The sequence below is a fragment of the Streptomyces sp. NPDC111744 genome (assembly GCF_055634995.1).
The window spans coordinates 200,381-222,340 of the sequence record NZ_JBVKCG010000012.1 but is presented as its reverse complement, the minus strand read 5'-3'; the positions used below and the strand labels follow the sequence as shown (position 1 = coordinate 222,340).

Annotated in this window: 15 protein-coding genes and 1 pseudogene; 2 read left to right on the top strand and 14 right to left on the bottom strand. The window is 70.7% G+C overall.

Translation table 11 applies throughout. From position 1 onward, the window contains the following. Positions 1 to 69: 69 nt before the first annotated feature. From ACZ7OO_RS26130 to ACZ7OO_RS26095, 8 genes and pseudogenes are all read right to left on the bottom strand, one after another. On the bottom strand, positions 70 to 1,833 hold the full coding sequence (locus ACZ7OO_RS26130; RefSeq protein ID WP_471508172.1) for a thiamine pyrophosphate-dependent enzyme: 1,764 nt from the start codon (positions 1,831 to 1,833) through the stop codon (positions 70 to 72). A 14-nt stretch (positions 1,834 to 1,847) separates the two neighbouring features. Next, entirely contained in the window at positions 1,848 to 3,398 is a 1,551-nt protein-coding gene (locus tag ACZ7OO_RS26125; protein WP_471508170.1) for an FMN-binding glutamate synthase family protein, read from the bottom strand. Between the two features lie 241 nt (positions 3,399 to 3,639). After that, positions 3,640 to 4,302: pseudogene (locus tag ACZ7OO_RS26120) on the bottom strand (HAD-IC family P-type ATPase); the annotation flags it as partial. Beyond that, positions 4,289 to 5,647 (bottom strand): sensor histidine kinase, encoded by a 1,359-nt coding sequence (locus ACZ7OO_RS26115; RefSeq protein WP_471508280.1) that lies wholly within the window; start codon positions 5,645 to 5,647, stop codon positions 4,289 to 4,291. The pseudogene ACZ7OO_RS26120 and the gene ACZ7OO_RS26115, both read right to left, overlap by 14 nt. 29 nt (positions 5,648 to 5,676) lie before the next feature. Then, the gene (locus ACZ7OO_RS26110) at positions 5,677 to 6,354 is read right to left on the bottom strand and encodes a response regulator transcription factor (protein WP_471508168.1); all 678 of its coding nucleotides are present in this window, start codon (positions 6,352 to 6,354) and stop codon (positions 5,677 to 5,679) included. Next, positions 6,355 to 6,507 (bottom strand): hypothetical protein, encoded by a 153-nt coding sequence (locus ACZ7OO_RS26105; protein WP_471508166.1) that lies wholly within the window; start codon positions 6,505 to 6,507, stop codon positions 6,355 to 6,357. A 204-nt stretch (positions 6,508 to 6,711) separates the two neighbouring features. Beyond that, positions 6,712 to 8,877 (bottom strand): MMPL family transporter, encoded by a 2,166-nt coding sequence (locus ACZ7OO_RS26100; RefSeq protein WP_471508164.1) that lies wholly within the window; start codon positions 8,875 to 8,877, stop codon positions 6,712 to 6,714. An 828-nt stretch (positions 8,878 to 9,705) separates the two neighbouring features. Beyond that, positions 9,706 to 10,662, bottom strand: coding sequence for a DUF2690 domain-containing protein (locus ACZ7OO_RS26095; protein ID WP_471508162.1), 957 nt, complete (start codon positions 10,660 to 10,662; stop codon positions 9,706 to 9,708). Between the two features lie 140 nt (positions 10,663 to 10,802). Between ACZ7OO_RS26095 and ACZ7OO_RS26090 the strand changes: the two genes are divergently transcribed. Continuing rightward, entirely contained in the window at positions 10,803 to 11,303 is a 501-nt protein-coding gene (locus ACZ7OO_RS26090; protein WP_471508160.1) for a peptidoglycan-binding domain-containing protein, read from the top strand. Here the strand turns inward: ACZ7OO_RS26090 and ACZ7OO_RS26085 are convergent. After that, positions 11,287 to 12,204, bottom strand: a complete 918-nt coding sequence (locus ACZ7OO_RS26085; protein ID WP_471508158.1) for a helix-turn-helix domain-containing protein — start codon at positions 12,202 to 12,204, stop codon at positions 11,287 to 11,289. The two genes, ACZ7OO_RS26090 and ACZ7OO_RS26085, sit on opposite strands and share 17 nt — an antisense overlap. Before the next feature lie 344 nt (positions 12,205 to 12,548). Between ACZ7OO_RS26085 and ACZ7OO_RS26080 the strand changes: the two genes are divergently transcribed. Next, positions 12,549 to 13,658 carry an AraC family transcriptional regulator gene (locus ACZ7OO_RS26080; RefSeq protein WP_471508156.1) on the top strand — a complete coding sequence of 370 codons (1,110 nt, stop codon included), beginning with the start codon at positions 12,549 to 12,551 and terminating at the stop codon, positions 13,656 to 13,658. 85 nt (positions 13,659 to 13,743) lie between these two features. Here the strand turns inward: ACZ7OO_RS26080 and ACZ7OO_RS26075 are convergent, their stop codons facing one another. The 5 genes from ACZ7OO_RS26075 to ACZ7OO_RS26055 all read right to left on the bottom strand — a co-directional run bounded on the left by ACZ7OO_RS26075 (position 13,744) and on the right by ACZ7OO_RS26055 (position 21,830). After that, on the bottom strand, positions 13,744 to 15,417 hold the full coding sequence (locus ACZ7OO_RS26075) for a protein kinase domain-containing protein (RefSeq protein WP_471508154.1): 1,674 nt from the start codon (positions 15,415 to 15,417) through the stop codon (positions 13,744 to 13,746). Positions 15,418 to 15,473: 56 nt separating this feature from the next. Then, positions 15,474 to 15,755, bottom strand: a complete 282-nt coding sequence (locus ACZ7OO_RS26070; protein WP_471508152.1) for a hypothetical protein — start codon at positions 15,753 to 15,755, stop codon at positions 15,474 to 15,476. A 60-nt stretch (positions 15,756 to 15,815) separates the two neighbouring features. Beyond that, positions 15,816 to 17,144, bottom strand: coding sequence for a hypothetical protein (locus ACZ7OO_RS26065; RefSeq protein WP_471508150.1), 1,329 nt, complete (start codon positions 17,142 to 17,144; stop codon positions 15,816 to 15,818). Positions 17,145 to 17,156: 12 nt separating this feature from the next. After that, positions 17,157 to 17,459, bottom strand: a complete 303-nt coding sequence (locus tag ACZ7OO_RS26060; RefSeq protein WP_471508148.1) for a hypothetical protein — start codon at positions 17,457 to 17,459, stop codon at positions 17,157 to 17,159. Between the two features lie 135 nt (positions 17,460 to 17,594). Next, positions 17,595 to 21,830: an FtsK/SpoIIIE domain-containing protein gene (locus ACZ7OO_RS26055; protein ID WP_471508146.1), complete on the bottom strand. Its 4,236-nt coding sequence runs from the start codon at positions 21,828 to 21,830 to the stop codon at positions 17,595 to 17,597. Between the last annotated feature and the right edge of the window lie 130 nt (positions 21,831 to 21,960).

Genomic DNA, 21,960 nt, shown 5'->3' with positions numbered 1-21,960 from the left:
CGTCGCCGGTCCATCGTCCGGCAAGCAGGCGCCTACCCCGGTGTCCGACCGGCATTCCTCCATCTTCTGTCAGTCCCCGCCCGGTTCCCCGTGGCTGCGTACGATTTCCTTCATCTTGGCCACCGCGAACCCCCAGCCCTGTTCGACGGTCGGCTTGGCCGGCACGGCGATCTCGTCGGGGTTGGTGAGGACGTCGAGCAGGACCGGGCCCGGAGTGCGGAAGGCGCGTCGCACGGCGCTCTCCACGTCGCCCGGGTCGGTCACGCGGACGCCGGTGATGCCCATGGCTTCGGCTACGGCGGCGAAGTCGGGGTTGTCGAGCACCGTGCCGAACTCGGGCAGTCCGGCCTGCTCCTGTTCGAGTTTCACCATGCCCAGCCGGCGGTTGTCGAAGACGACGAGCTTCACGGGAAGGCGGTACGTCTTCAGGGTCATGAGGTCGCCGAGGAGCATGCTCAGTCCGCCGTCGCCGCAGAAGGCCACGACCTGGCGCTCGCGGTCCAGGCTCTGGGCGCCCAGAGCCTGGGGCATGGCGTTGGCCATCGAGCCGAGGTTGTAGGAGCCGATGAGGCGTCGCTCACCGCGCATCTCGACGAAGCGGGACAGCCACACCGTGGCCATGCCCGTGTCGGAGGTGAAGACGGCGTCGTCGGCGGCGACCCGGTCGACGGCCGCGGCCAGTGCTTCCGGGCGGATGTCGTGGGCACGGTTGTCCAGCGCGGAGCGGATGCGGCCGACGACGCCCTTGTCGTGCGACGGGTCGGCGAGCCGGGCCTGACCCGTGCGCCACCGGTCGAAGCGGTCACGCGCCTTCTCCAGGTGCGAGCGGTCACGTGCTCCTGTGGACCCGGCAGGCGCGGCGGTGACGTGGTCCAGGAGGTCGCGTACGGTGGCGCCGGCGTCCCCCACGAGCCCGACGTCGACGGGTACCCGGCGTCCGATGTGGGTGGCCTCGGTGTCCACCTGGATCACGGTCCGGCCCTCGGGATACCAGTCCCGGTAGGGGAAGTCGGTGCCGAGCAGGAGGAGGGTGTCCGCGTCCTGGAGTGCCGCCGCGGCGGCGGGGTTGCCGATCAGTCCCGTCTGGCCGACCTGGAAGGGGTTGTGGTCGCCCTCGAAGCCCGCCTTGGCCTTCAGCGTGAGCACCATCGGTGCGGCCAGGCGGTCGGCGAGGGTGAGGACGTCCTCGCGGGCGGCTCGGGCGCCCTCGCCGACGAGCAGGGTGACCCGTTCGGAGCGGTCGAGGAGTTCCGCGGCACGGCGGACGGCCGACCCGTCCGGCCGGCTCAGCGGAGCGTTCAGGGAGAAGCGGGGCGGCCGGTCGGCGGTCAGTTCCCGCTCGCCCAGGTCGCCCGGCACGGTGAGGACGGCGACGCCCCTGCGGCCCAGTGCGTGCCGCACCGCCGTCTCCAGCATCTGCGGAAGCTGGTCGGGCGAGGTGATGGTCGCACGGAAGACGGCCACGTCGCTGAAGAGGGCGTCGTTGTCGACCTCCTGGAAGTAGTCGCTGCCGAGTTCGGCGAGCGGTACCTGACCGGCGATCGCCAGGACCGGGGCATGGCTCTTGGCCGCGTCGTACAGCCCGTTGAGAAGGTGGACGGAACCGGGTCCGACGGTGCCCATGCACACGCCGAGCGTCCCGGTGAGCTGTGACTGGGCGCTCGCGGCGAAGGCCGCCGCCTCCTCGTGCCGGCAGCCCACCCACTCCAGGGCGTCGGCGGTACGGATGGCGTCAGTAAGGGGATTGAGCGCATCTCCCACAACGCCGAACACCTGGCGCACGCCGAGCTCGCTCAGCGCGTCCACGATGACGCGGGCAACAGTACGGGCCACGTGAGTCCTCCAGGTCACACGGTGAAACGGTCAGGGTCGGCGGCCTTCCAGTCGGCCGCCCAGGAGTCCGGCGGCTCGGCCAGCAACTGCCCAGGGTCCAGCCACTCGTACAGCTCCTCGTAGGAGCGCTCGGTGAAGGGGTCCACGCGCTGGCGGAGCATGTGCGGACGCAGTTCCGCAGGATCGGTGACGCCCATGGACGCCATGATCTGCAGGGCGCCGGCCACAGTCGCCTCCTGGTAGCGCTGGACGCGCGCCGTCTTGTCACGCACGTCGAGGGCGCGGGCTCGGCGGGGGTCCTGGGTCGTGACGCCGGTGGGGCAGGTGTTCGTATGGCACTTCTGTGCCTGGATGCAGCCGACGGCGAACATCATCGCCCGTGCGGCGTTGCCGTAGTCGGCGCCCTGCACCATCCGTTTGACCAGGTCGCTGCCGGTGGCGATCTTGCCGCTGGCGCCGATCCTGATCCGGTCGCGCAGGCCCGTGCCCACGAGGGCGTTGTGCACGGTGAGCAGCCCCTCGGTGAGCGGGGTGCCCACATGGTCGGCGAACTCCAGCGGCGCCGCACCGGTCCCGCCCTCCGCGCCGTCCACCACGATGAAGTCAGGCGCAGTGCCCTCCTCCAGCATGGCCCTGCACACGGCCAGGAACTGCCGGCGCGAGCCCACGCACAGCTTGAACCCGGCAGGCTTGCCACCGGACAGCTCCCGCATGCGGGCGATGAAGCGGACGAGTTCCCGTGGGGTGGAGAACACCCGGTGGTACGGCGGGGAGACGACCGTCCGCCCCTCGGGCACGTCCCGGACCCGGGCGATCTCGGCGTTTACCTTGGCTCCCGGCAGCACACCGCCGATGCCGGGTTTCGCGCCCTGCGACAGTTTCAGCGACACGCACTTGACGTGATCGTGTGCGGCCTTGTCGGCGAACTCGGCCGCGTCGAAATCGCCATTCTCGGTGCGGCAACCGAAGTACCCGGTGCCGATCTCCCAGACGAGGTCGCCCCCCGGACGGAGGTGATATTCGGACAGGCCGCCTTCACCGGTGTCCTGGGCGAAACCCCCGGCCGCGGCACCCCCGTTGAGCGCGAGGACGGCGTTGGCCGACAGCGAGCCGAAACTCATCGCCGAGACGTTCAGCAGTGCCATGTCGTACGGCCGACCGCAGTCCGGGCCGCCGATCCGCACGCGCGGCGGGTTCTCCGGCACCGGGCAGGGCGCCATCGACGGCACCAGGAACTCGTGGCCGGGCTGGTACACGTCCCGTTCGGTGCCGTACGGCTCCTCCGCGTCGGTGCCCTTGGCGCGCTCGTAGACAATGCTGCGCACGTCCCGGTCGAAGGGGCGCCCGTCATAGTTCCGCTCGATGAAGTACTGCTGCAACTCCGGGCGTATGCGCTCCATGAGGAAGCGGGCATGGCCGAGCACGGGATAGTTGCGCAGCACCGAGTGCCGACGCTGCAGCAGGTCCCAGGCACCCAGCACACCCACGAACGTGAGCGGAAGGGCCGCGAACCACCAGTAGGGCGAGTCCCCGACGGCAGCAGCCAAGGCCCCGAGAGCGGTCACCAGAGTCAGGACGATGATTCCAACGCGTGTCACCCCTGACGCATTGCCCGGTTTTCGATCGCCATGCACGACAACCGGGCACCGGAGGGACACAGGTCCCGAACCGAATGCCTGGCCGGCCCGCGCCCAGTGCCCTGGGGCGGGTGCCGTTCTGGTCGACACGGTGTGCGTCGCAGGGATCAGGCTGCTGATCTTGCGGGCCAGGACCACGGTGTTGCCGACCTGCAGGGTGGTGCGAAGGTCATGCGTCGAGGCGGTGCTTGGCGAGCCGGATGACGTTCTCCGGGTCGCGGTGGTCGAAGAACAGCGAACTGCCCGTGTCGAGGGTGGCGATCTGCGCCGCGATCGCGGACAGCAGGGGCGGCATGGTCGCCGGCACCACCGCGCACGGCGATGCCACGATCATGAAGGTCATGGCCCGTAGCAGCGCCCCGGTCGGCTCCTCGCCCAACGCGAGCGGCACCAGGAAGACGGCCACGGTCGCGGCCACCATGCCCAGTGAGTAGCGCTGTTCGACCTTCTCGATGAACAGCTGGGTGGGTGCCTTGGTCACGGACGCCTCCTCGACCATGCGGACGATCCGGGCGATCACCGAGTCGGAGGCGTCGCGTTCGACGCGGACGCGCAGGGCGCCGGTGCCGTTGACGGTGCCCGCGAAGACCTCGTCTGCGATTTCCTTCGGCACGGGGAGCGGTTCGCCGGTGATGGTCGCCTGGTCCACCTCGCTGGCCCCGTCCAGCACCCGGCCGTCGGCTCCCACGCGCTCTCCGGGCCGTACCAGGATGATGGCACCCACGACCAGCTCCCCGGCCTGCACCGGCTGTTCGCCACCGCCAGGGGTGCCCCTGCTCGTCCGCGGGAGGGAGTTCCGCCCCGATTCCGGCGGCGGTTCAAGGACGCCCCTCGGCGCCCGGCAGGGTGATCACGACCAGTACGCCACCGCTCGGGGCCTCGTCGAGGGTGATGCGGCCGCCGTGTGCGGTCGCGATCTCCTTGGCGATGGCGAGGCCGAGGCCGTTCGATCCGCTGGTGCGTTCGCGGCTCGCGTCCAGGCGGACGAAACGGTCGAAGACGCGCTCGCGTTCCTCGGGCGGGACTCCAGGGCCGTCGTCGGCGATCTCGATCCTCACCTGAGCGGGCGGAGCGTCCAGGACCGAGACCTGCACTGCGTGCCGGGCGTGGCGGACGGCGTTGTCGAGGACGTTGCGCACCATACGGCTCAGGTGTTCGGGGTCGCCAATGACCATGATGCCGGTCTTCGCGGAGTCGATGCCGACGGGCACCCGCGGGGCGGCACTGGTCGCGCGCACCTCCTCGACCAGTTCACCGAGATCGACCGTTCGCCGTCGCGTCACCAGCTGCCGGTCGTCGCTCCTGGCAAGGACGAGAAGCTCCTGCACGAGCGTCTCCAGGCGCCCGGACTGCCGAACCGCCCGCCGGGCGATCTCCGGCCAGGGCGCCGCCTCCGGGTGGGCGAGTCCGACCTCCAGTGTGGTGCGGATCGCCGCCAGCGGGCTGCGCAACTCGTGCGAGGCGTCGGCGGCGAAGCGCCGCTGCCGCGACGCGGAGTCGTCGAGCCGGGTGAGCATGTCGTTCATCGTGCGGGCGAGGTCACCGATCTCGTCGTGGGTGCCCGGCTGCGGAACGCGCCTCGACAGGTCCGCGGCCGTGATCTCGGTGACGGAGCGGCGGATGCGCTCCACCGGGCGCAGGGCCCGGCCCACGACCAGCCACACAGTGCCGCAGGCCAGCAGCAGGATGCCTGGCACGCCCACCAGCAGCAGCCTCGCGAAGGTCTCGTTGACCTGGCTGAGCAGGTCGGTGGTGGTGACGGTGATGATCGTCACCGCTCTGCCGCCGACGGTGGCCCGGGTACCGAGAACGCGTACCTCGCCTCTCAACGCCGTGTCTGCGGCCTTCTGCCGGATCGGAGTCTGGGCGCCGGGGGGCAGGGTGTAGAGGGCCCCCTGCGCCTGCAGGGCTGAGGTGGCGGAGAGGACGGTGCCATCCGGGGTGAGCACTTGGGCCTGGGCGTTGGGGTCCAGGGCGGATGCGGGCAGCGGATGCGGCCAGCTGCTGCCGCCCTGGGCGGACTGCTCGACCTGTGCGGCGTAGGTGCGCAGTTGGTCGTCGGCGGTCCGGTGCGCGGAGCCGACCTGGAGCAGATAGAGGATGACCAGGCCGAGGGTCACCGCCACCGTGAGCGCGAGCCCGGCGACGACGGTGACCCTGGCGCGCACGGTGCGCATGCAGACCCGGTGGCTGAGGCGTCGGCTGCTCACGGCCTGTCCTCCCGGATCAGGTAGCCCTCGCCTCGGATCGTCTCGATCACCGGCGGACCGCCTGGTGTCTCGATCTTCCGGCGCAGCCGGTGCACATGGACCTCGACCACGGACGGGCCGCCGTCGAAGTTCACGTCCCAGCAGTGGTCCAGCAGCGCGGACTTGGACACCACGCGTCCCTTGCACCGCATCAAGTGCTCCAGGACGGACAGTTCCCGGGGGGTGAGATCCAGCTCCTGGCCACTGCGGGTCACCGTGCGGCTGGCCGGGTCCAGCGCCAGGCCGGCAGCGGTGATCACCGTCGGCCTGGCGCCGAGCCCGCGCCGGGTCAGGGAGCGCAGGTGCGCGAGCAGCACCGGGTAGGAGAACGGCTTGGCCAGGTAGTCGTCGGCCCCGCTGTCCAGGCCCTCGGCGTGGTCGAGGTCCTCGTCCATCGCGGTGAGCATCAGGATCGGCGTCCACAGGCCCTGCTCGCGCAGGGTGCGACAGACCCGGTAGCCGTTCATCCCCGGCAGCATCACATCCAGGATGATCACGTCCGGCGAGGTTTCGCGGGCTTTCCACAGCCCGTCCACGCCGTTGTCCGCCACGTCCACGACGTAGCCCTCGGCCTTGAGTCCCCAGGCGAGCGACTCGGCCATGTCCCTGTCGTCCTCGACCATCAGCACGCGCATCTATCCAGCATCTCCGACCAGTAGGGGCTCGCGTTCCTGCTCGTCCGGCGGCAGCGGTGGATCGGGCTTGATCCGCAGCAGCCGGGCCGCGTGTGGGGGCATCCACCAGTTCAGCTTGCCGAAGAGCGAGACCAGCGCGGGCAGGAGGAGCATCCGCACCACGATGGCGTCGAGCAGGACCCGGCCGCCAGCCCGGCGGCGATCTGGCGGACGGTGCTGTCGTTTGCAGTCGAGAGGGCGGCGAGCGCGAGGAAGACACGTCACGCAGCCACAGGCGGCACGGGGCCGCCGCCCAGGAGCGGGCGACGGCCCTTCACGGCCAGGGGCACCGGAAGCCCTCGGGCCCGGCCCGCACTCTCAGTTGGGGCCGGCCCTCAGCGGGACAGGAGAGCTGATCCCGTTGTCACCGCCGGCCCGGGGAACGCGCAGGAGCCGGGCGAGCCTCTCCGGGAGCCACCAGTTCCACCGGCCCATGATCGCCACCAGGGCGGGCACCAGCAGGGTCCGGACGACGACAGCGTCGATGAAGATGCCGACGCCCAGCCCGGTGGCGATCATCTCCACCACCACGTCGGGAGCGCTGGACAGGGACGCGAAGGAGATGGCGAGGATCACCGCCGCGCAGGTGACGAGGCGCCCGGTACGGGCCAGGGCACCGATGATGGCCTGCTGGGTGGAGCGGGTGCGGTCGTATTCCTCACGCATGCGGGCCAGGATGAAGACCTCGTAGTCCATGGAGAGCCCGAAGAGGAACGCGAAGGTGATGATGGGAATCCAGTTGCGGATCGATCCGGTGGCCGCAACGCCGTAGACCGCCTGGGACCCGAGGCCGTTCTGCCAGAAGAGCACCAGAAACCCGAACGAGGCGCCGAGCGACACCAGGTTCACCAGCACGGCCTTGACGGCCAGCACCGCGGAGCGGAATTCCCGGGCCAGCAGCAGGAAGGCGAGCAGCGAGATCACCGCGAGCATCAACGGGAAGTTGCCGTACACCGCGCGGTTGAAGTCGACGTTCTGCGCGGTGTTGCCGCCGACCTCGGCTCCGCCCGGGACCTTGGCGAGTGCCGCACGTACGCGAGCCACGGTGGCCGTTCCGGCCGGCGTGTTGCCCTCGTCGTAGGGGATGGCGGTGATGAGGGCGTCGCCTGCCTGCCGGAAGGAAGGCGTCGCGGGTGCGACGACCGTATAGATCCCGGGCGTCTTCTCCGCGATCCGTGCGGCCTCCTGGGCGGCGGGTCCGCCGTGGGCCAGGATCTGGACGGGGAACACCACCCCGCTGGGCACCCCCTGCCGCTCGAGCGCGTGCAGGGTGATCGCGGCCTGGCTCTTGCCTCCCAGGGAGTTGGCACGGGGCTGTCCCGTGTTCATGAACAGCGCCGGGATCGCAAGAGCGACGACGATGACCAGTCCGGCGACGCCCGCCGCCCAGCGGTGGCGCACGATGGCACGGGCCCAGCGCTCCCAGCCCCGGCTGAACGTCGTCGACCCCCTGCGGATGCGGTGCTTGTCCAGGGCCGGCCCCCAGGCGGCGAGGATCACCGGCAGCAGGGTGACCGCGGAGGCGATGGCCACCAGTGGGATGAGCATCCCGCCGACGCCGATACTGCGCAGGAACGGCACAGGCAGGATGACGAGGGAGAGTAGGCCCGCGGCGACGGTGAGACCACTGAGCACCACGGCGCGTCCGGCGGTCGGGCCGGCGGCCACGATCGCCTCCTCGTTGCTTCGCCCGGCCTCGCGTTCCTCACGCCAGCGGGTGATGAGCAGCAGTGAGTAGTCGACGGCGATCCCGAGCCCCATGACGGCAACCAGGTACTCCACCAGGAAGCTCACGTCCATGGTGTAGGTGAGGCCGAGGATCAGGAGGAAGGTCGTCAGGATCGCGGGGACGGCGATCAGCAGCGGAACGACGGCCAGCGCGGAGCCGTAGACGAAGAGCAGGACGGCCAGTGCTCCGGCGGCCCCGATCAGCGTCTCCACCAGCACGCTCGGGCCTCCGCCCCCGGAGCCCTGGCTGGTGGACTGAATCTGCTCGAAGCCGGTCACCGAAACGGTGGCGCCCGCGGGCGCCGCGGCCTTGAGCGCCGGCTCGATGCGATCCATCACTCCGGCCCCGCTCGGGATGTCGGGGTTGGGCATGTTGAAGATCGCCCAGGTGGTGCGCCTGTCCGCGGAGACGAGCCTGGAGTCATGGGTGTTGGCCCAGTCGGCGACGGCCAGGTGGCCCGCCTTGTTCGCGGCGGCGAAGGTGCGCGCGGCGATGTCCTGGCCGGGCGCGGTGTCCATGCCCTTGCCCGCGGGGAGCGTGAGGACGCCGATGGACGGCTGCTCGTTGCCGTCGATGCCGAACTTCTGCAGCAGGTGCAGGTTGGCGTCGTAGCCCTTGGTGGCGGGGGTGGCGAAGGAGTGTGTCAGACGCCCGGTGGCCTGTCCGACGGTCAGGGCACCGATCACTGTCAGCACCAGCCAGGCGAGTACGACCAGGCGCTTGTGATCCAGACAGAAACGTGTGACGGCGTTCATGGCATCAGGCCCCAGACTGCAGAAGCGACATGTGGGCGCAAGTGTCGGGACTGCTTCCTTACAGGAAGCTTTCACTGCCCGAAGCCGCAGGGCCTTCGCGCGGAAGCCGCCGGGGTGCCGATGGGAGAGTTGACGGGGCGGGCGTCCTCGCCCCGAGCGTGTCCTGGACGTCAGGGTGCTTGATAGCGAGACAGGTGACCAGGACCACGAACAGCACGAGTCCTCCTGCGATGACCGCACCTTCCCCGGGGCCGATGCCACCGCCCTCGGCACCGTGGGCGGGCTCGGAACGCCAAAGCCTGTCTGATGGGTCGGCGGCCGAGGCTTCCGTTCCATCGTTCTCTTCGACGTGGGTCCGGGCGGAATCGCCGCGCGGACAGAATCGTGCGGGGCGCCAAGGACGATCCTGCGCCTCGATCAGGATCGAGTCGGCAGAGCACTGCCGGACGAACGTCTACGAGCATGCAGAAGGATGCCGGAGCAAGGGACGACCCATGGCCAACGAGCCTCGTCCTGCTGCTTCGCGCACTGGCACCGGTGGACCTCTGCGATCACAGCACCGCAGCTCGGCACGGCTGAAAGCCCTTCCCCGGATGGCGCCCCTAGACCACCTGACGCCCCATCAGAACATGCGTCGAACGTGCGTCACATGCGTCGCGCATGCGTCAAGACATCGCCCGTAACGCCCACAGCGCACATCATGCAAGCCACAGGTCAGACGGCATTTCTTGGCCCTTCTGGCCATCTCCCGGGACCGCGGAGCGGCATACGAGCGTCACGGGTCAGGTCCGCCGGAGTGGTGTATCGACGGCCGCTCGGTGATCTGACCTACCTCGGGCCGACCGTCGCGGAGGTGGTGGCCGAGATGGGCGGGTTCGGGGGCTCGGTGAGGTGCTGGGTGCCCCCCGGGGAGGTGCAGGCGTGGACCCCGGAGGTGAGCAGAACACATGCCTCGGCCGTTGAGGGGCTTGGCGCTGCGACCATCGCGCTGAACGTGTCGGTGTCGTAGTGGACCTTGTTCTGGTAGGTCCGGCCCCCCTCGCCGACGACCCGGGCGATGTCGCCGGGACGTCCCCAGCTGATACGGGACCAGGCAGCCTTGCAGGCATCGCTGTAGCGCAGCTCCACGTAGACCCCAGCGACCCTGTACAGGGCAGCGGTCCACGCGTCGCCGCCACAGCCGGTTTGTCCGGGGTTTTTTCCGGCACAGCTGTCCGCGAAGCAGCTCACGTCGAGTTGCCTGGTCAGTGTGTCCTTGTTCATGGTGCCGTCCCGGTCGGCCTGCGCGCCCGAATGCCGGCCGAAAGCTCCGTACAGCGAGACGGACAGGCCACCGACGGCGGCCAGGGCGACCACCGCCCGGATCAGCTGCCGCCTGCCGAACCGACGGCTCACGGACGGCGGCTCCTCAGCCTGCGCGGCGGCGGGAGTGCGCTCCGTTACGGAAGCGGATTCCTCGAACGGCCGGTCGTGGCCGTCGTGGGCATCACGGGCCCCGTCCGTATCACTGGTTCTGTGCTCGTGCCAAGCGGTGCTCGCCAGTTCCCACAGCGCCACGAGCCGGGCGGGATCGGCGTCGGCCAGCTTTCCGAGGGAGGTCACCGCATGCTGCGGTGGCAGTGCCTTGCCGTTGAGATAGCGCTCCCAGGAGGACTTGCTGTATGGAGTACGGCCGCCGAGGACAGCCAGACTCAGCCCGGAGCGGTCCTTCAGGTTCCGTAGTTCGGCGACCAGATGCCGGACGTCCGAGGCCAGGCCGCCGGGTAACGGCTTCCAGTCAGTCACGTACGCCCTCCGGGCCCAGTGCTCTCTGGGGTCATCGATTTCTTCCCTACTGTATCTACGCGGGCGGTCGCAGAACCGCTGGTTCTTCGTAACTGAGCGCCCTCGCAACGCAGTTGACGTCACGACGGTAAGACGGTGCCATGGGCGAAGGAACGACGGCGCGCGCCGCGCTGTGCGTACTGATTCTGGCGGTGCTGTGTGCGGGTTCCGGGGTCCCGCGGAACCCGCAGTCCCGCGACCGGCTTGGCGATGTGCTCGTCGCCGACGAGCTGGGCGCCACACAGCAGTTGGCGGTCGGCCGCACCCGGCGCAGCGACCTGATCGGCCTGTGGCAGAGCGTGCTGTGGGCCGACGGATACTCGGCGATCTCCGTAGTCACCTGCACGTACGACGAGCTGACGGCCGAGGCCACCCGCGTCTGGCAGAGCAACCACCACCTGTCCGCGGACGGGATCGTCGGATCGGCCACCTGGGGCGTCGCGGCGGAGCGTATCGTCCCCGACGGCCGGTGGATGGTCTACCAGGGCGAACGCTACGATCTTCCGCTGCGCCTGGCCCCGGACGGCGTCTACGAGGTCTATGACGCCGGGCGGTTCCACCGGCTGCGCACGAACGCCGTCACCCTCACGCGCTGCCGCTGACGGCGTCGATCCAGCTGTCGTACCGTGCGACGCCGAGTTGTTGGCCATGGACGACGACCGTGGCACGTGCCGCGTCCGGCCCACTCGCCACCATCGCCGTGTACGCCCCGCCGTCGGTGGCCACTTGCTGGTCGCCACCCGTCGTGGCGATCCGCAACCCGGCCGTCGCCGCCGCTGTGTCGACCTCCGCCCAGCTCGCCCGGCAGGCGGGGCTGTACTGAAGCGTCAGGACGCGGCCGTACGCGCGCAGCCGGTGGACGACGACACTGTCGCGGTCACATCTTTCGCGGTAGGGGTCCAGGCCCCGGCAGCCGGCCGCCCGGCACCCGGCGGCCGCCCCGTCCGCCGCGCTGCGCAAGGGCCACGGCCAGGCCGGTGCTCCAGAGGGGGCACCGGTCGGCACGCGGCCGGCCTCCGTCCCGCTGGTCCAGCCTTCCCATGGCCGGGCGAGCAGCACGGCGGCCAGCAGCGAGCAAGCGGCGACAACAGCCAGTAGGCCCGTGCGCGGCACCCGAAAGACGCGCGGGGGCGGCCGGTCCCCAGTCGGTAAGGACGCGAGGTCCGGGGGATCCGGGTCCCGTACGTCACCTGCCGGACGCAGTGGTGCGGGTGACGTGTCGTCGGCTGGGCGCTCCCCCGTCCAGGCGTGGGCCGCCGATTCCCACAGCACACGCAGGGACTCGGCATCGGCCTGCGCCAGCCGTCCCAGCCCGGCGACCGCCGCCCAAGGGGGCAGTCTCCGCCCGTTGAGGTAGCGCAGCCAGGAACTACGGCTGTAACCGGTCCCGGCGGCGACGGTCATGGTGTTCATCTCGCACCGGTCCACGTACTGGCGCAGTTCTCGCACCAGCCGGGCCACGTCGGCAGGCAGGTCGCCCGGCAGCGGCTGCCAGCGTCCCACGACGGCGTCCCCCCTTCTCCCGTAGGGCCCACTCTCTCACAGACGTCCCGTCCCGCGACCCATCCGCCGGACGTCTCCGCAGGTCAGAGGGGCTCCAGTCCCAGGATTGAGGCAACTGACGGGCAGCGCTGGCCCGCAACCGTCCGCCCGCTCCAGACTCGGGGAGGCACCTGCATGACGGCCCCGGATCGGCCGCCCTCGCCGCCCCGGGAGAGGAGCCCTGCGGCGGCACGTAACGCCCTGCACACGGAAGCCCCCGGTCCACGCCGGGGCTTCCGTGTCGGCCGCCGTCCTGGCTCCGCGGGTGCGCACGCCGCTCACGCACGCTTCGGGGGATTTCCGACATGACGGCTCAGGCCAGCTCGCCCGGCACGGACGAGCTGGAGATCGCGAACACCACGTCGACCGCCACCGGCAAGCGCCATAGGCCGCCTGCCGCCAGAAGGCAGGGCTTGGGCGCGGGACGGTGGTACCGCGCCGCCGCCGACCGCCCGGCAGCACCGGAAACCGCCCTGCCCGGCGAGCTTCAGGTTCCGGTACGGACGGCCGTGCCCGACCCGACGGACCATGTGGATCTGGGCCCGGTACGGCTGTCGTTGCTCAGCCTGCCCGTGCCACCGGCCGTTCTGGAGATGGGGGGCCGGTACGCCGACGGCCTGCAGCTGACCTGGCACCTGGTCTTCGCACCCCGCGGGCCACTGGTCCTCGGCCGTAATCGGCGGCTCGTGCGGCTGGAGTCCGGCAGCGTGGTGTTGTGGGACCCCGCCGATCCGTTCCGGCTCTCCGCCGGCGCGTCCACCGGCTCCGACGAAGTCCGCGCGCTGGTGCTGCACTTGCCCGAAGCGGCCTTGCCGCTGCCCGGCAAGGTGCTGCGCGACGTCTCCGGACGTCCCGCGCCGACCGGGTCGGGCCCGGCGGCCCTCCTCGCGTCCTTCGTCTTCGGGCTGGCCACGCACCTGCCTTCCGCCGAGGACCGGCACACCGCCTGGCTGGGCACCGCCGCCGTCAACCTCGCGACGGCCTTCCTCGACAGCGAGACCGCACGGCTTCAGGGCGACCGGACCGGCCCACGCCCAGCCGAGCCGCTGCCCACCTGCCCCCAACCCAACCCGCCCGCCACCGACCTGCTGCTGCGCGGAGTCAAGACGTACATCGAGCACCACCTGCACGACCCCGACCTGTCACTCACCTCCATCGCCGCCGCCAACCACATCTCGCTGCGCTACCTGCACCACCTCTTCCAGCGGGACGGCCGTACGGTCGGCGCGTTCCTGCGCGAACGCCGCCTGGAACACTGCCGGGCTGACCTGTCCGACCCGGCCCACGCGCACCGCAGTGTGAGCGAGATCGCGAGGCGCTGGGGCTTCCGGGACCCCGCGGTGTTCAACCGGACGTTCAAGACGGTCTACGCGGTCACGCCCGGCACATACCGCAGGCAGCGGCTGCGGTGGTGACCGGACACCCGGCCAGGCATGCGCAGACGGCCCGCGGGGCGCCTGCCTAGGGCATTCGTTCGGGTCCGGGGCCGCGGTGCGTCGGTCACGACCGCAGCGCGGCCCAGGTATTGACGCCGACCTCGCCGTCGACCCGGAGGTGGTGGTCGCTCTGGAACTTCTTGACCTCGGTCAGAGTGTCGGCGCCGAAGATGCCGTCCACCCCGCTGGGGCCGATGTTGTAGCCGCGGGCCTTGAGGATGCACTGGACTTCCTTCACGCGGGACCCCTTCTGGCCGTAGACGGTGAGAGTGGTGCCGGAGTAGTACGTGCAGGACTTCCAGGGCTCGGCGGGGGTGGCGGGCGGCGGCGCGGGTTTCTTGGTCGGCGCTGAGGTGGTGGGCCGCGTGGCTGGCGGGGGATCGTACGATTGCTGCGGCTGGGCGGGGTCCGTGACGCCGCCGGCCGGCTGGTTTCCCGAGGAGGGTGGGGCCGTGACAGTCGCGGTCACCGCCGTCCTGGGCCGGGACTTCGGCCGTGGAGAGGCCGGTTTGGCGTGCGGTGAGTTCGCGGTGGTGGCGGAGGAGTGTGACCCTGCGGGCGTGGCCGCGGCCTCCTGGCGGGCGGCGTCTCCTCCGGAGGCCCCCAGGGCGACAGCCGCTCCCGCGATCGCGACCGCTGCCGCCACGCCCACCACCAGCGGCCACCGACGTCGGCCGGACACCTCCTCTCCCGGGTCCTCGGGCTTGGTGCGGCGCAGAATCGTCAACTGGTCCATGGGCGGCACCGACACCGCCGTCCCTTGCCAGCCCGCCCGTGCGGCGACGGTCTCGGCGACCGCGTCGGGCCACTCCCCGTCGACGGCATGCCCCCGCGTGGCCTCGCCGACGTCCTGCGGGCTCGGCCGCCGCAGCGGGTCCTTGTCCAGACACCGGCCGATCAGTTGGGCGAGGCCGGGATCGCGCCGGGCGGCCTCGGCGATCACATGCTCGTTCGGCGGCGAGTAGATGATCCGGTGGATGACATCACCGGTGGTGCCCTCGCCGAAGGGGGCCGAGCCGGTGACCGCCGCGGCGAGGACGGAGCCGAGGGAGAACACGTCCGAGGCCGTGCCCACTTCACGGCCGTCCGCCTGCTCCGGAGACATGAAGGCCGGTGTGCCCAGGTGCTGACCGGTCATGGTGAGCGAACTGGCGTCGGCGGTGTGCGCCACCCCGAAGTCGATGATGCGCGCACCGTCCGGCCCCAGCAGGACGTTGGACGGTTTCAGGTCGCGGTGGACGATGCCCACGGCGGCGATCGCGGTGAGCGCCTGCCCGATCTCGTACGCCAGCCGCCACACGACCGGCGCGGGCAGCGGCCCGCACCGCTCGACGGCCTGGCCCAGGCTGAGCCCGGGCACGTAGGCCGTGGCCATCCACAGCAGTTCGTCGCGGTCGTAACCGGAGTCGAGCAGCTCGGCGGTGTACGCCCCGTGCACCCGGCGTACGGCCTCGATCTCGCGCTCGAAGCGGCGGCGGAACCGCTCGTCCTCGGCGTACTCCGAGCGGATCACCTTCACCGCGACGAGCGCTCCCGCTCCGTACGCCCCTTCGGTGTCGGACTCCCGCCCGAGGTACAGCCGGCCCATCCCCCCGCCGCCCAGCCGGGCGAGCACCCGGTAGGGGCCGAGGTCCGGCGGGTCGGAGCGGCGCAGTGGCTCGGCGCCGAGCAACGCGAGGTCGTCCGCGGACAGTTCGGCTGCGAACGGCTCACCGGCACCGGGCGGGGGCGTATCCATCTCAGACATGGTGCAACCTCGTCAGATCCGGTTCTGCATTCCTCCCCAGGCCGGACTCAGCCGTTGCCCGCCGTGGTGATGTTGGCCAGGATGCGGTCGAACCTGTGCTGGAATTCCTGGAGTGCCGTCGTCATCTTGTTCAGGTCCGTCTGTGCGCTCTGCCACGCGGCGCGGAACTCAGCGGCGTGGCGTCCCTCCCAGTGATTCGGGTCGCTCAGCGTGTTGCCCGCCGCGGCGAGTTGATTGATCGAATCGGTCAGTCCGCCGTGGATGATGCTGCGGAACTTATTGCTGGCGCGGTGCGCCTCCTGGTCAGCGGTGACTTTCTCAACGGACATGTGGTCCTCCTTGTACGTGTGGGGCAATTCGAACAGGCCGGGCACTTCAGTAACGGCTCGTCACGGTTGCAGCGGATCCAGCCCCTGCTTGTGCTCGTTGTAGGCGAACGTGGTGAGCAGCGATTTGACGGTCAATGGATTCCGCTTCTTCGGGTCCGGATCGTCGACCCGATACCCCTCAGGGTGCAGCATGATTTGCCGGACGATTTCGGCGTCCTTGGGCTCGCCCGTCAGCTCCAGCGGTGTACTCGAACCTGGCGGGTATACGGAGCTGTGCGTGAGGATGCTGGAGACCAGCAGTGAGTTGACGATCCCCAGGACACGGTCGTTCGTGGTGACCAAGTGCAGCGGCTTGTTGCTGACCGGCACCAGGGAGGGCAGCGGATCGCCCTGCGAGGCGATGCTCTGAATCGCCCCGATGGCCGCCGAGAAGATGACTCTCCCCGCCAGTAGCTCGGGCTCCAGCGGGGCAGCCACCATAAACAGCACATTGAGGTAGGCGCCTTGGAGGATGGAAGTGACAAAAGCCTGTTGATCTCCGGCGCTCAGGTCGGCGGCCTGCATGGCTTTCATCAAGGGAAATATCTGGCGTCCCATTTTGGCACCCACCTCGCTCAGCCACTGCTCAAGCGATTGGGACGGCTTCGGCGGCGTCAGGCTGTGCGCGGCTCCGGTGGAGTAGAACGCCAACAGCTCCGGAAACAACCTCTTGAGACCGGCTAGATCCAGGTGGGGCAGTTGTACCTGCCCCATCAGTGCCGTGACATCCTCAGGTTTCATCAGCTTCATCACCGATGTCACCAGGCTCAGATACTCCTTGAGATCGCCCACCTGGTTCAGCGCCATGAGCGATTTCAGCTGAGCCGGTGGCAGGGCCTTGAAAAACGCAGCAGCGAACTCCGGGTCACCGATTTTCTGCAACTCCTGGAAGATCGCGAACCGATACGATGTCAGGTCACCGGAAGGGAACTGCTTCGCATATTCTGCACCGGCCAGAGCCGGGATCTGCTCCACCGCCTTGTCGGTGGTGTGCACCACCCCTATCTGGGCCAGCGGCACCGTGAACAGGGACGGTGACAGGACGGGAGCGAACGGCCCCTCCAAATTGTCGGCGAGTGCGAAGGCATGCCCCGTGGCGCCCACTCCCTCGTCGGTTTCCCGCACCTTGTTCGTCCACCACAGGACGTCGGCGGCGATCGTCTCCCCGTCGCCGGTAAGACGGCCGGACTCCATCCCCATCCTCGCCGCGACGGTCTTGTACTTGGTCAGCGCATCGGTCAGCGTTCCCTTGACGAACTCCTCGAACAGCCCGGCCGCGCCCGTGGTCACCTTCGCGTAGTCATAGAGGTACCCCGGGGTGGCGGAAGCCAGCCCTTTGATTTTGTGCATGTCACCTCCCCCTCAGAACCCCACTCCGCCACGCTCCCGGTTAGCACGGGCAATGACCTCGTCAATCTTCCCCTTCAGTCTTGTTGCCTCATCCGCCAGATTTTGGAGTGCCGTCTTCTCCGCTTCGAAATCTGACACGAAATGGTCGTGCTTCTTGCCCCGCCAGGGACCCGGCCCGGATTCCAGGAACCGCCCCCTGTTCGTGTGGCGGACCCACAGCAGCCAACCAATCTTCCCGGCCAGCTGACCGAGCACGGAGCTCATGTTCTCGGCCGCTGCAATGTCGAAATAGGTCGGTTTCTCCGGTTGAGCCATGCACCTCTCCGTGAATGAGGGAGCCGGAAGGTGCCGGTGTCCGCTTGACACAGCCCTTGACCTGAATTCTGGTGCGCCCTGACCAGCACGTCATTGACCGCCGACGCACTTCCGTAGACCCCCCGCGCACACCCATCACCGCGCCACCTGCACCCCACCCGCGACGCCGTCGATGACCAGATAGCCACGCCCCGGAAGGGCCGCCAGGCGGTCATGCCGGGGCAAGGCGGTGCCGAGCAGGTCGCCGTCGAGGTCGTGGTCCGGGGCGAGCAGGATGCCGCAGCGGCTGTCGCGGGCGCGCTGGGTCCAGTGGCCGTAGGTGCGGCGCAGGGCGTCGGCGCGCCCCGCGGCGACGAGGTGGTGTCCGGGCCCGGCAGCGGACAGCCAGCGGTCCAGGACCCCGAGGTCGTCCTCCACGGTGTCCGCGTCGTCGACGAGGAGAAGGGTGGGGCCCGGATGCGTGGCGAGGGCCGCTTCGAGGCCGCCGTATTCGGTGACGAGCTCGGTCAGCCCGCCCAGTTCGCGCAGCGGCGAGCGGCGGGGGGCGAACGCGACCACAGCCGGCGGGTCCGCCGCGGCGGTCACCTGGCGTGCGATCGTGCACAGGGCGGTGGAGCGGCCGGACCGTTGCGGCCCGGCGATCAGCGCGTGTTCCTGTTCGTACAGCCGCAGGGTGGTGCCACCGAGGGTGTCCGCGTCCAGACCGACCGGTATGTACCAGGGCTCGGCGACCACCGCAGCCGGTGCCGCGAGGGCGCCGAGGGTGATCTCGGCGGGAAGCAGGCCGACCCGGGGCGCGGTGGTGGCGGCGCCGGGCCAGCGGGCGGCGCAGGCGGCCACCGCGGTGGCGAGGTCCTCGGCGGGCAGGGCGATCTGGATCACCTGGCGGGTCGCGGCCACCAGCGCGCGTCCGGGTACGTAGCCGGGGACCGCCCCGCGCGGCACGTCGAAGTAGCCGTACTCGGCGGGGTCGGCCATGCGCATCAGCAGCTTCTGCTGGGTCAGTGCCGCCCACGCGGACGGCACGGCGCCGGAGCGGTCGGCGGTGACGGCGAAGCGGATGCCGACGGCCGGCCCGTCCGCGTAGACCCGGGCCAGTTCGTCGATGAGGTTCATCCCGGCGATGTCCTTGTCGAAGTCCGACAGCAGCGCCCCGAGGTTGTCCAGGAGTACCAGCCAGTCCGGGGCCGGCACCCCGTGGCCGGACGCCGCGACGCCGCGCGTCTTGCGCTCGTCGAGTTCCCGGCGCAGCAGCCGGATGAGGCGGATCTGCCGCTCGCGTTCGGCCGGCCCGATGTGGGCCCCGGTGTGCGGCAGGCCGGCCAGCGGCGCCAGGTCGCCCGCACCCATGTCGAGGGCGAAGATGTGGCACCGCTCCGGCGGCTCGGCGCCGGCGGAGGCCAGGGCGAGGGCGGCCAGAGCGGTGGAGGTCCCGGAACCGCCGCCGCCGTAGATCAGGACGTTTCCCGCTGCGGGATCCCAGCCGACCGGGTACTGCCGCTGCCGCTCGGGGTCATCGGCGAGGCCGTAGGCGGGAAGGCCGACAGCCTCCGTCTGCAGACCGCGTTCCGCGACGGGTGGCAGGTCGGCGGCACGTACGACAGCGGGCAGGGGGTCGGGCCAGGGTCGCCGTGGCTCGGCGAAACCGGCCAGCCCTGCCGCTTCCCTGGCGGCCGCGACCAGGCGCTGCAGGTCGGTTGCCCCGCCGGTTTCCGCCGCGCCCGGTTCGGCGGCGGGCAGGGCCAGCAGGAAGGGTCCCGCGGTCGCTGGGGCAGTGACGGCTGTCTCGGGGGTGACGCCGGTGGACAGAGCGGTCTGCACCGGCATGACCTCACGGGCGCTGAGCCGGTAGAAGGCGCGGCCCCACTGCCGGCTGCCGATCGCGGCGGCGGCCGGATTGTCGATGACGTCCTGCGAGTCGCCGGTGGATTCCAGCCGGAGCGCGATACGCAGCTTGACGTTGTTCTTGATCGCGTCGTTGACGGAGCCGGCGGGCCGCTGCGTCGCCATGATCAGGTGCACGCCCAGACTGCGCCCGCGCTGTGCGATGCCGACGAGGGCGTCCACGAAGTCCGGGAGCGCCTTGACCAGCGTGGCGAACTCGTCGATGACCACGGCCAGCCGCGGCATCGGCTGCAGTTCGGTCCGCCCGGTGTCCCGCAGCCGCTGGTAGTCGCGGACGTGGCTCAGGCCCGTCTCGCGCAACAGCCGTTCGCGGTGGTGCAGTTCGGCCTCCAGGCAGCGCAGGGCGCGTTCGCTGAGCTGCTCGTCGAGGTCGGTGACCAGGCCGACGGTGTGCGGCAGGGTGGCGCATTCGTCCAGCGCGCCGCCGCCCTTGTAGTCGATCAGCGCGAAGGTGAGGTGTTCCGGGTCCGCGTCGACCGCCATGCTCGCGATGAGCGTGCGCAGCAGCTCGCTCTTGCCGGAACCGGTCGTACCGGCGATGAGCGCGTGCGGACCGTCGTCGTCGAGGTCGACGGTGAACAGGTCGCGTTCCGTGACGCCCAGCACCGCCCGGACCCGGAGCTCGGGCACCCGTTTCTTCCAGTGGCCGGCGACCGCGGCGCCGTCCACACCCTCCAGATCCAGCAGAGGGAGCAGCGAGATCCGGTCGGGCAGTCCGGCGCCCTCGATCCGCAGTTCCGGGTCCTCGAAGCGGGCCAGGGCTCGCGCGGTGTCCCGCGCTTCGGCCAACGGCACGCCGTCGAGCAGCACCCGTTCCACGGTGACGCCCAGGGCCACGTCAAGGACCTGTCCGATGCCCTCGGGCGAGGCGGTGACCACGGAGGTACACAGCGCGGGCAGGCGGGTGGCCAGCACCAGCGCCCCGCAGCGTACGGAAGTGCCCGCGACCAGGTCGCGAAGCCGGTTGGGGCGGCCCTCCAGCAGGGTGGCGCCGTCCACGACCACGAGCAGTACCGGACCCGTGGTCGGCCGACCGGCCGCGGCCTGTGCGGGCGGCCCCGCGGCGAGCAGGTGCTGGGCCAGCGTGTCGGCCTGCTCCGGTCCGACCGCCACCAGCCGTGTCGTCCCGGATCGTACGTCGGCTCCGTGCGGCAGCCACTTGGTCCAGTCCCAGTCGGCGAGCCGGTCTGCGTCGGTGAACACAGCGACCGTGACGTCCGCGGGCCCGCTGCCCACCACGGCCTGGCACAGCAGGGACCGGGCGACGGCCAGGCACGCCTTCCGGTTGCCCTCGAAGCCCACGGCCTCACCCGCGGAGACACCCACCACCACGGGCACCTGCGGCAGTACGGAGCTCCGCGCGAGTACGGCCGCCGGTTCCGGCGCGGGCTCGGTGGAGCCCCGGTCCAACGGCGGATCCCAGGACAGGTCAGCCGTCCCGACCACGAGTTGGAGGAAGTCCTCCGCGGCCGGACGCCGCTCCCACAGCGCGGTCCCGGGGGCGGAGGCCCGGTAGAGCATCTCGGCCGGATCCAGGTGGGCCGCGCGGCGGGACCGCACCTCTTCGGTGTGCCTGCGCTCCACCGCCGTCTCGAACTCCGCCAGCCGGGCGGCGTAGTCTCGACTCCCCCGGCGCAGTGCGGACCTGCCGCGCAGGCGTTCCTCGGCGAAGTTGGCCAGGAACATCAGCGGGGTGAGCGCCGCGATCGCCGCGTAGCGCGGGTCGCCGGTCAGCACAACGGTCGCTGCGGCCATGGCCAGCGGGCCGAGCAGGGCCGCGACACTGAAGGGAGCCTTGTGCGTACGACCTGGCGGCGCGGGGACGGCGATCGGCACCGAGCCGCCCGGACGCCCGCCCCGCGGCGGGCGGTTGAACGGCAGCGTCCCACCGGGGCCGGCCTCGCGGACGGCGTTGATCCGCTGCACCGGACCGAGCCGGTCGGCGGGCAGTACCCGGACAAGCAGTTCACCCCCGAGCGACACCAGGTCGTCCGCATGGACCCGGACCGCCTCGCGGATCCTGGCGCCGTCGACGTCCGTGCCGTTCGCCGAGCCCAGGTCGGTGACGGTGACCCGGCCGTCGGGCAGGACATCGAATGCCGCGTGAAGCCTTGAGACGCCCGTGGCCACAACGCGGACGTCCGCTTCCGCTCCGCGCCCGACGACCGTGCGGCCCACCGCCAGCGGGACGCTGCGGCCCGCCTCCAAACCCCCCACCAGCCGTAGGACCGCCGTGGGCTTTCGTAGTCCACCGACCACAGGTCCACGGGTGCCGGCCACCCGCGACCCGTGCACGAGACCGGACTCGTTCACCACCGTCTCGGGCGGCATCACCCGGCCGTCGACCGCAAGCACATGGCCCGGCATCCCCACGGCCGCGGCCAGGTCGGCGAGGGAGGCGTCCGGCCGGCCGAAGCGCACCTCAACGTCCCACTCGCGACCACCGTCGACACAGACGATTCGCACCGCGCGCCGCTCCCTCATCGGTCCGGATGACGTGGCCTGCAGTCTTCCGCGGCTCGCAGGGAAGGGCATCGGCACCGCGTGCAAACCGATTGATCAGGCACGCAACAGCAACGCCGCGGCCAGGCAGGAC

Coding starts and splice junctions, on each gene's coding strand:
- ACZ7OO_RS26075 (WP_471508154.1), bottom strand. CDS start 15,417: ATGGATACGCCCCCGCCCGGTGCCGGTGAGCCGTTCGCAGCCGAACTG.
- ACZ7OO_RS26080 (WP_471508156.1), top strand. CDS start 12,549: ATGACGGCTCAGGCCAGCTCGCCCGGCACGGACGAGCTGGAGATCGCG.
- ACZ7OO_RS26065 (WP_471508150.1), bottom strand. CDS start 17,144: ATGCACAAAATCAAAGGGCTGGCTTCCGCCACCCCGGGGTACCTCTAT.
- ACZ7OO_RS26070 (WP_471508152.1), bottom strand. CDS start 15,755: ATGTCCGTTGAGAAAGTCACCGCTGACCAGGAGGCGCACCGCGCCAGC.
- ACZ7OO_RS26110 (WP_471508168.1), bottom strand. CDS start 6,354: ATGCGCGTGCTGATGGTCGAGGACGACAGGGACATGGCCGAGTCGCTC.
- ACZ7OO_RS26105 (WP_471508166.1), bottom strand. CDS start 6,507: ATGCTCCTCCTGCCCGCGCTGGTCTCGCTCTTCGGCAAGCTGAACTGG.
- ACZ7OO_RS26115 (WP_471508280.1), bottom strand. CDS start 5,647: ATGCGCACCGTGCGCGCCAGGGTCACCGTCGTCGCCGGGCTCGCGCTC.
- ACZ7OO_RS26100 (WP_471508164.1), bottom strand. CDS start 8,877: ATGAACGCCGTCACACGTTTCTGTCTGGATCACAAGCGCCTGGTCGTA.
- ACZ7OO_RS26090 (WP_471508160.1), top strand. CDS start 10,803: ATGGGCGAAGGAACGACGGCGCGCGCCGCGCTGTGCGTACTGATTCTG.
- ACZ7OO_RS26060 (WP_471508148.1), bottom strand. CDS start 17,459: ATGGCTCAACCGGAGAAACCGACCTATTTCGACATTGCAGCGGCCGAG.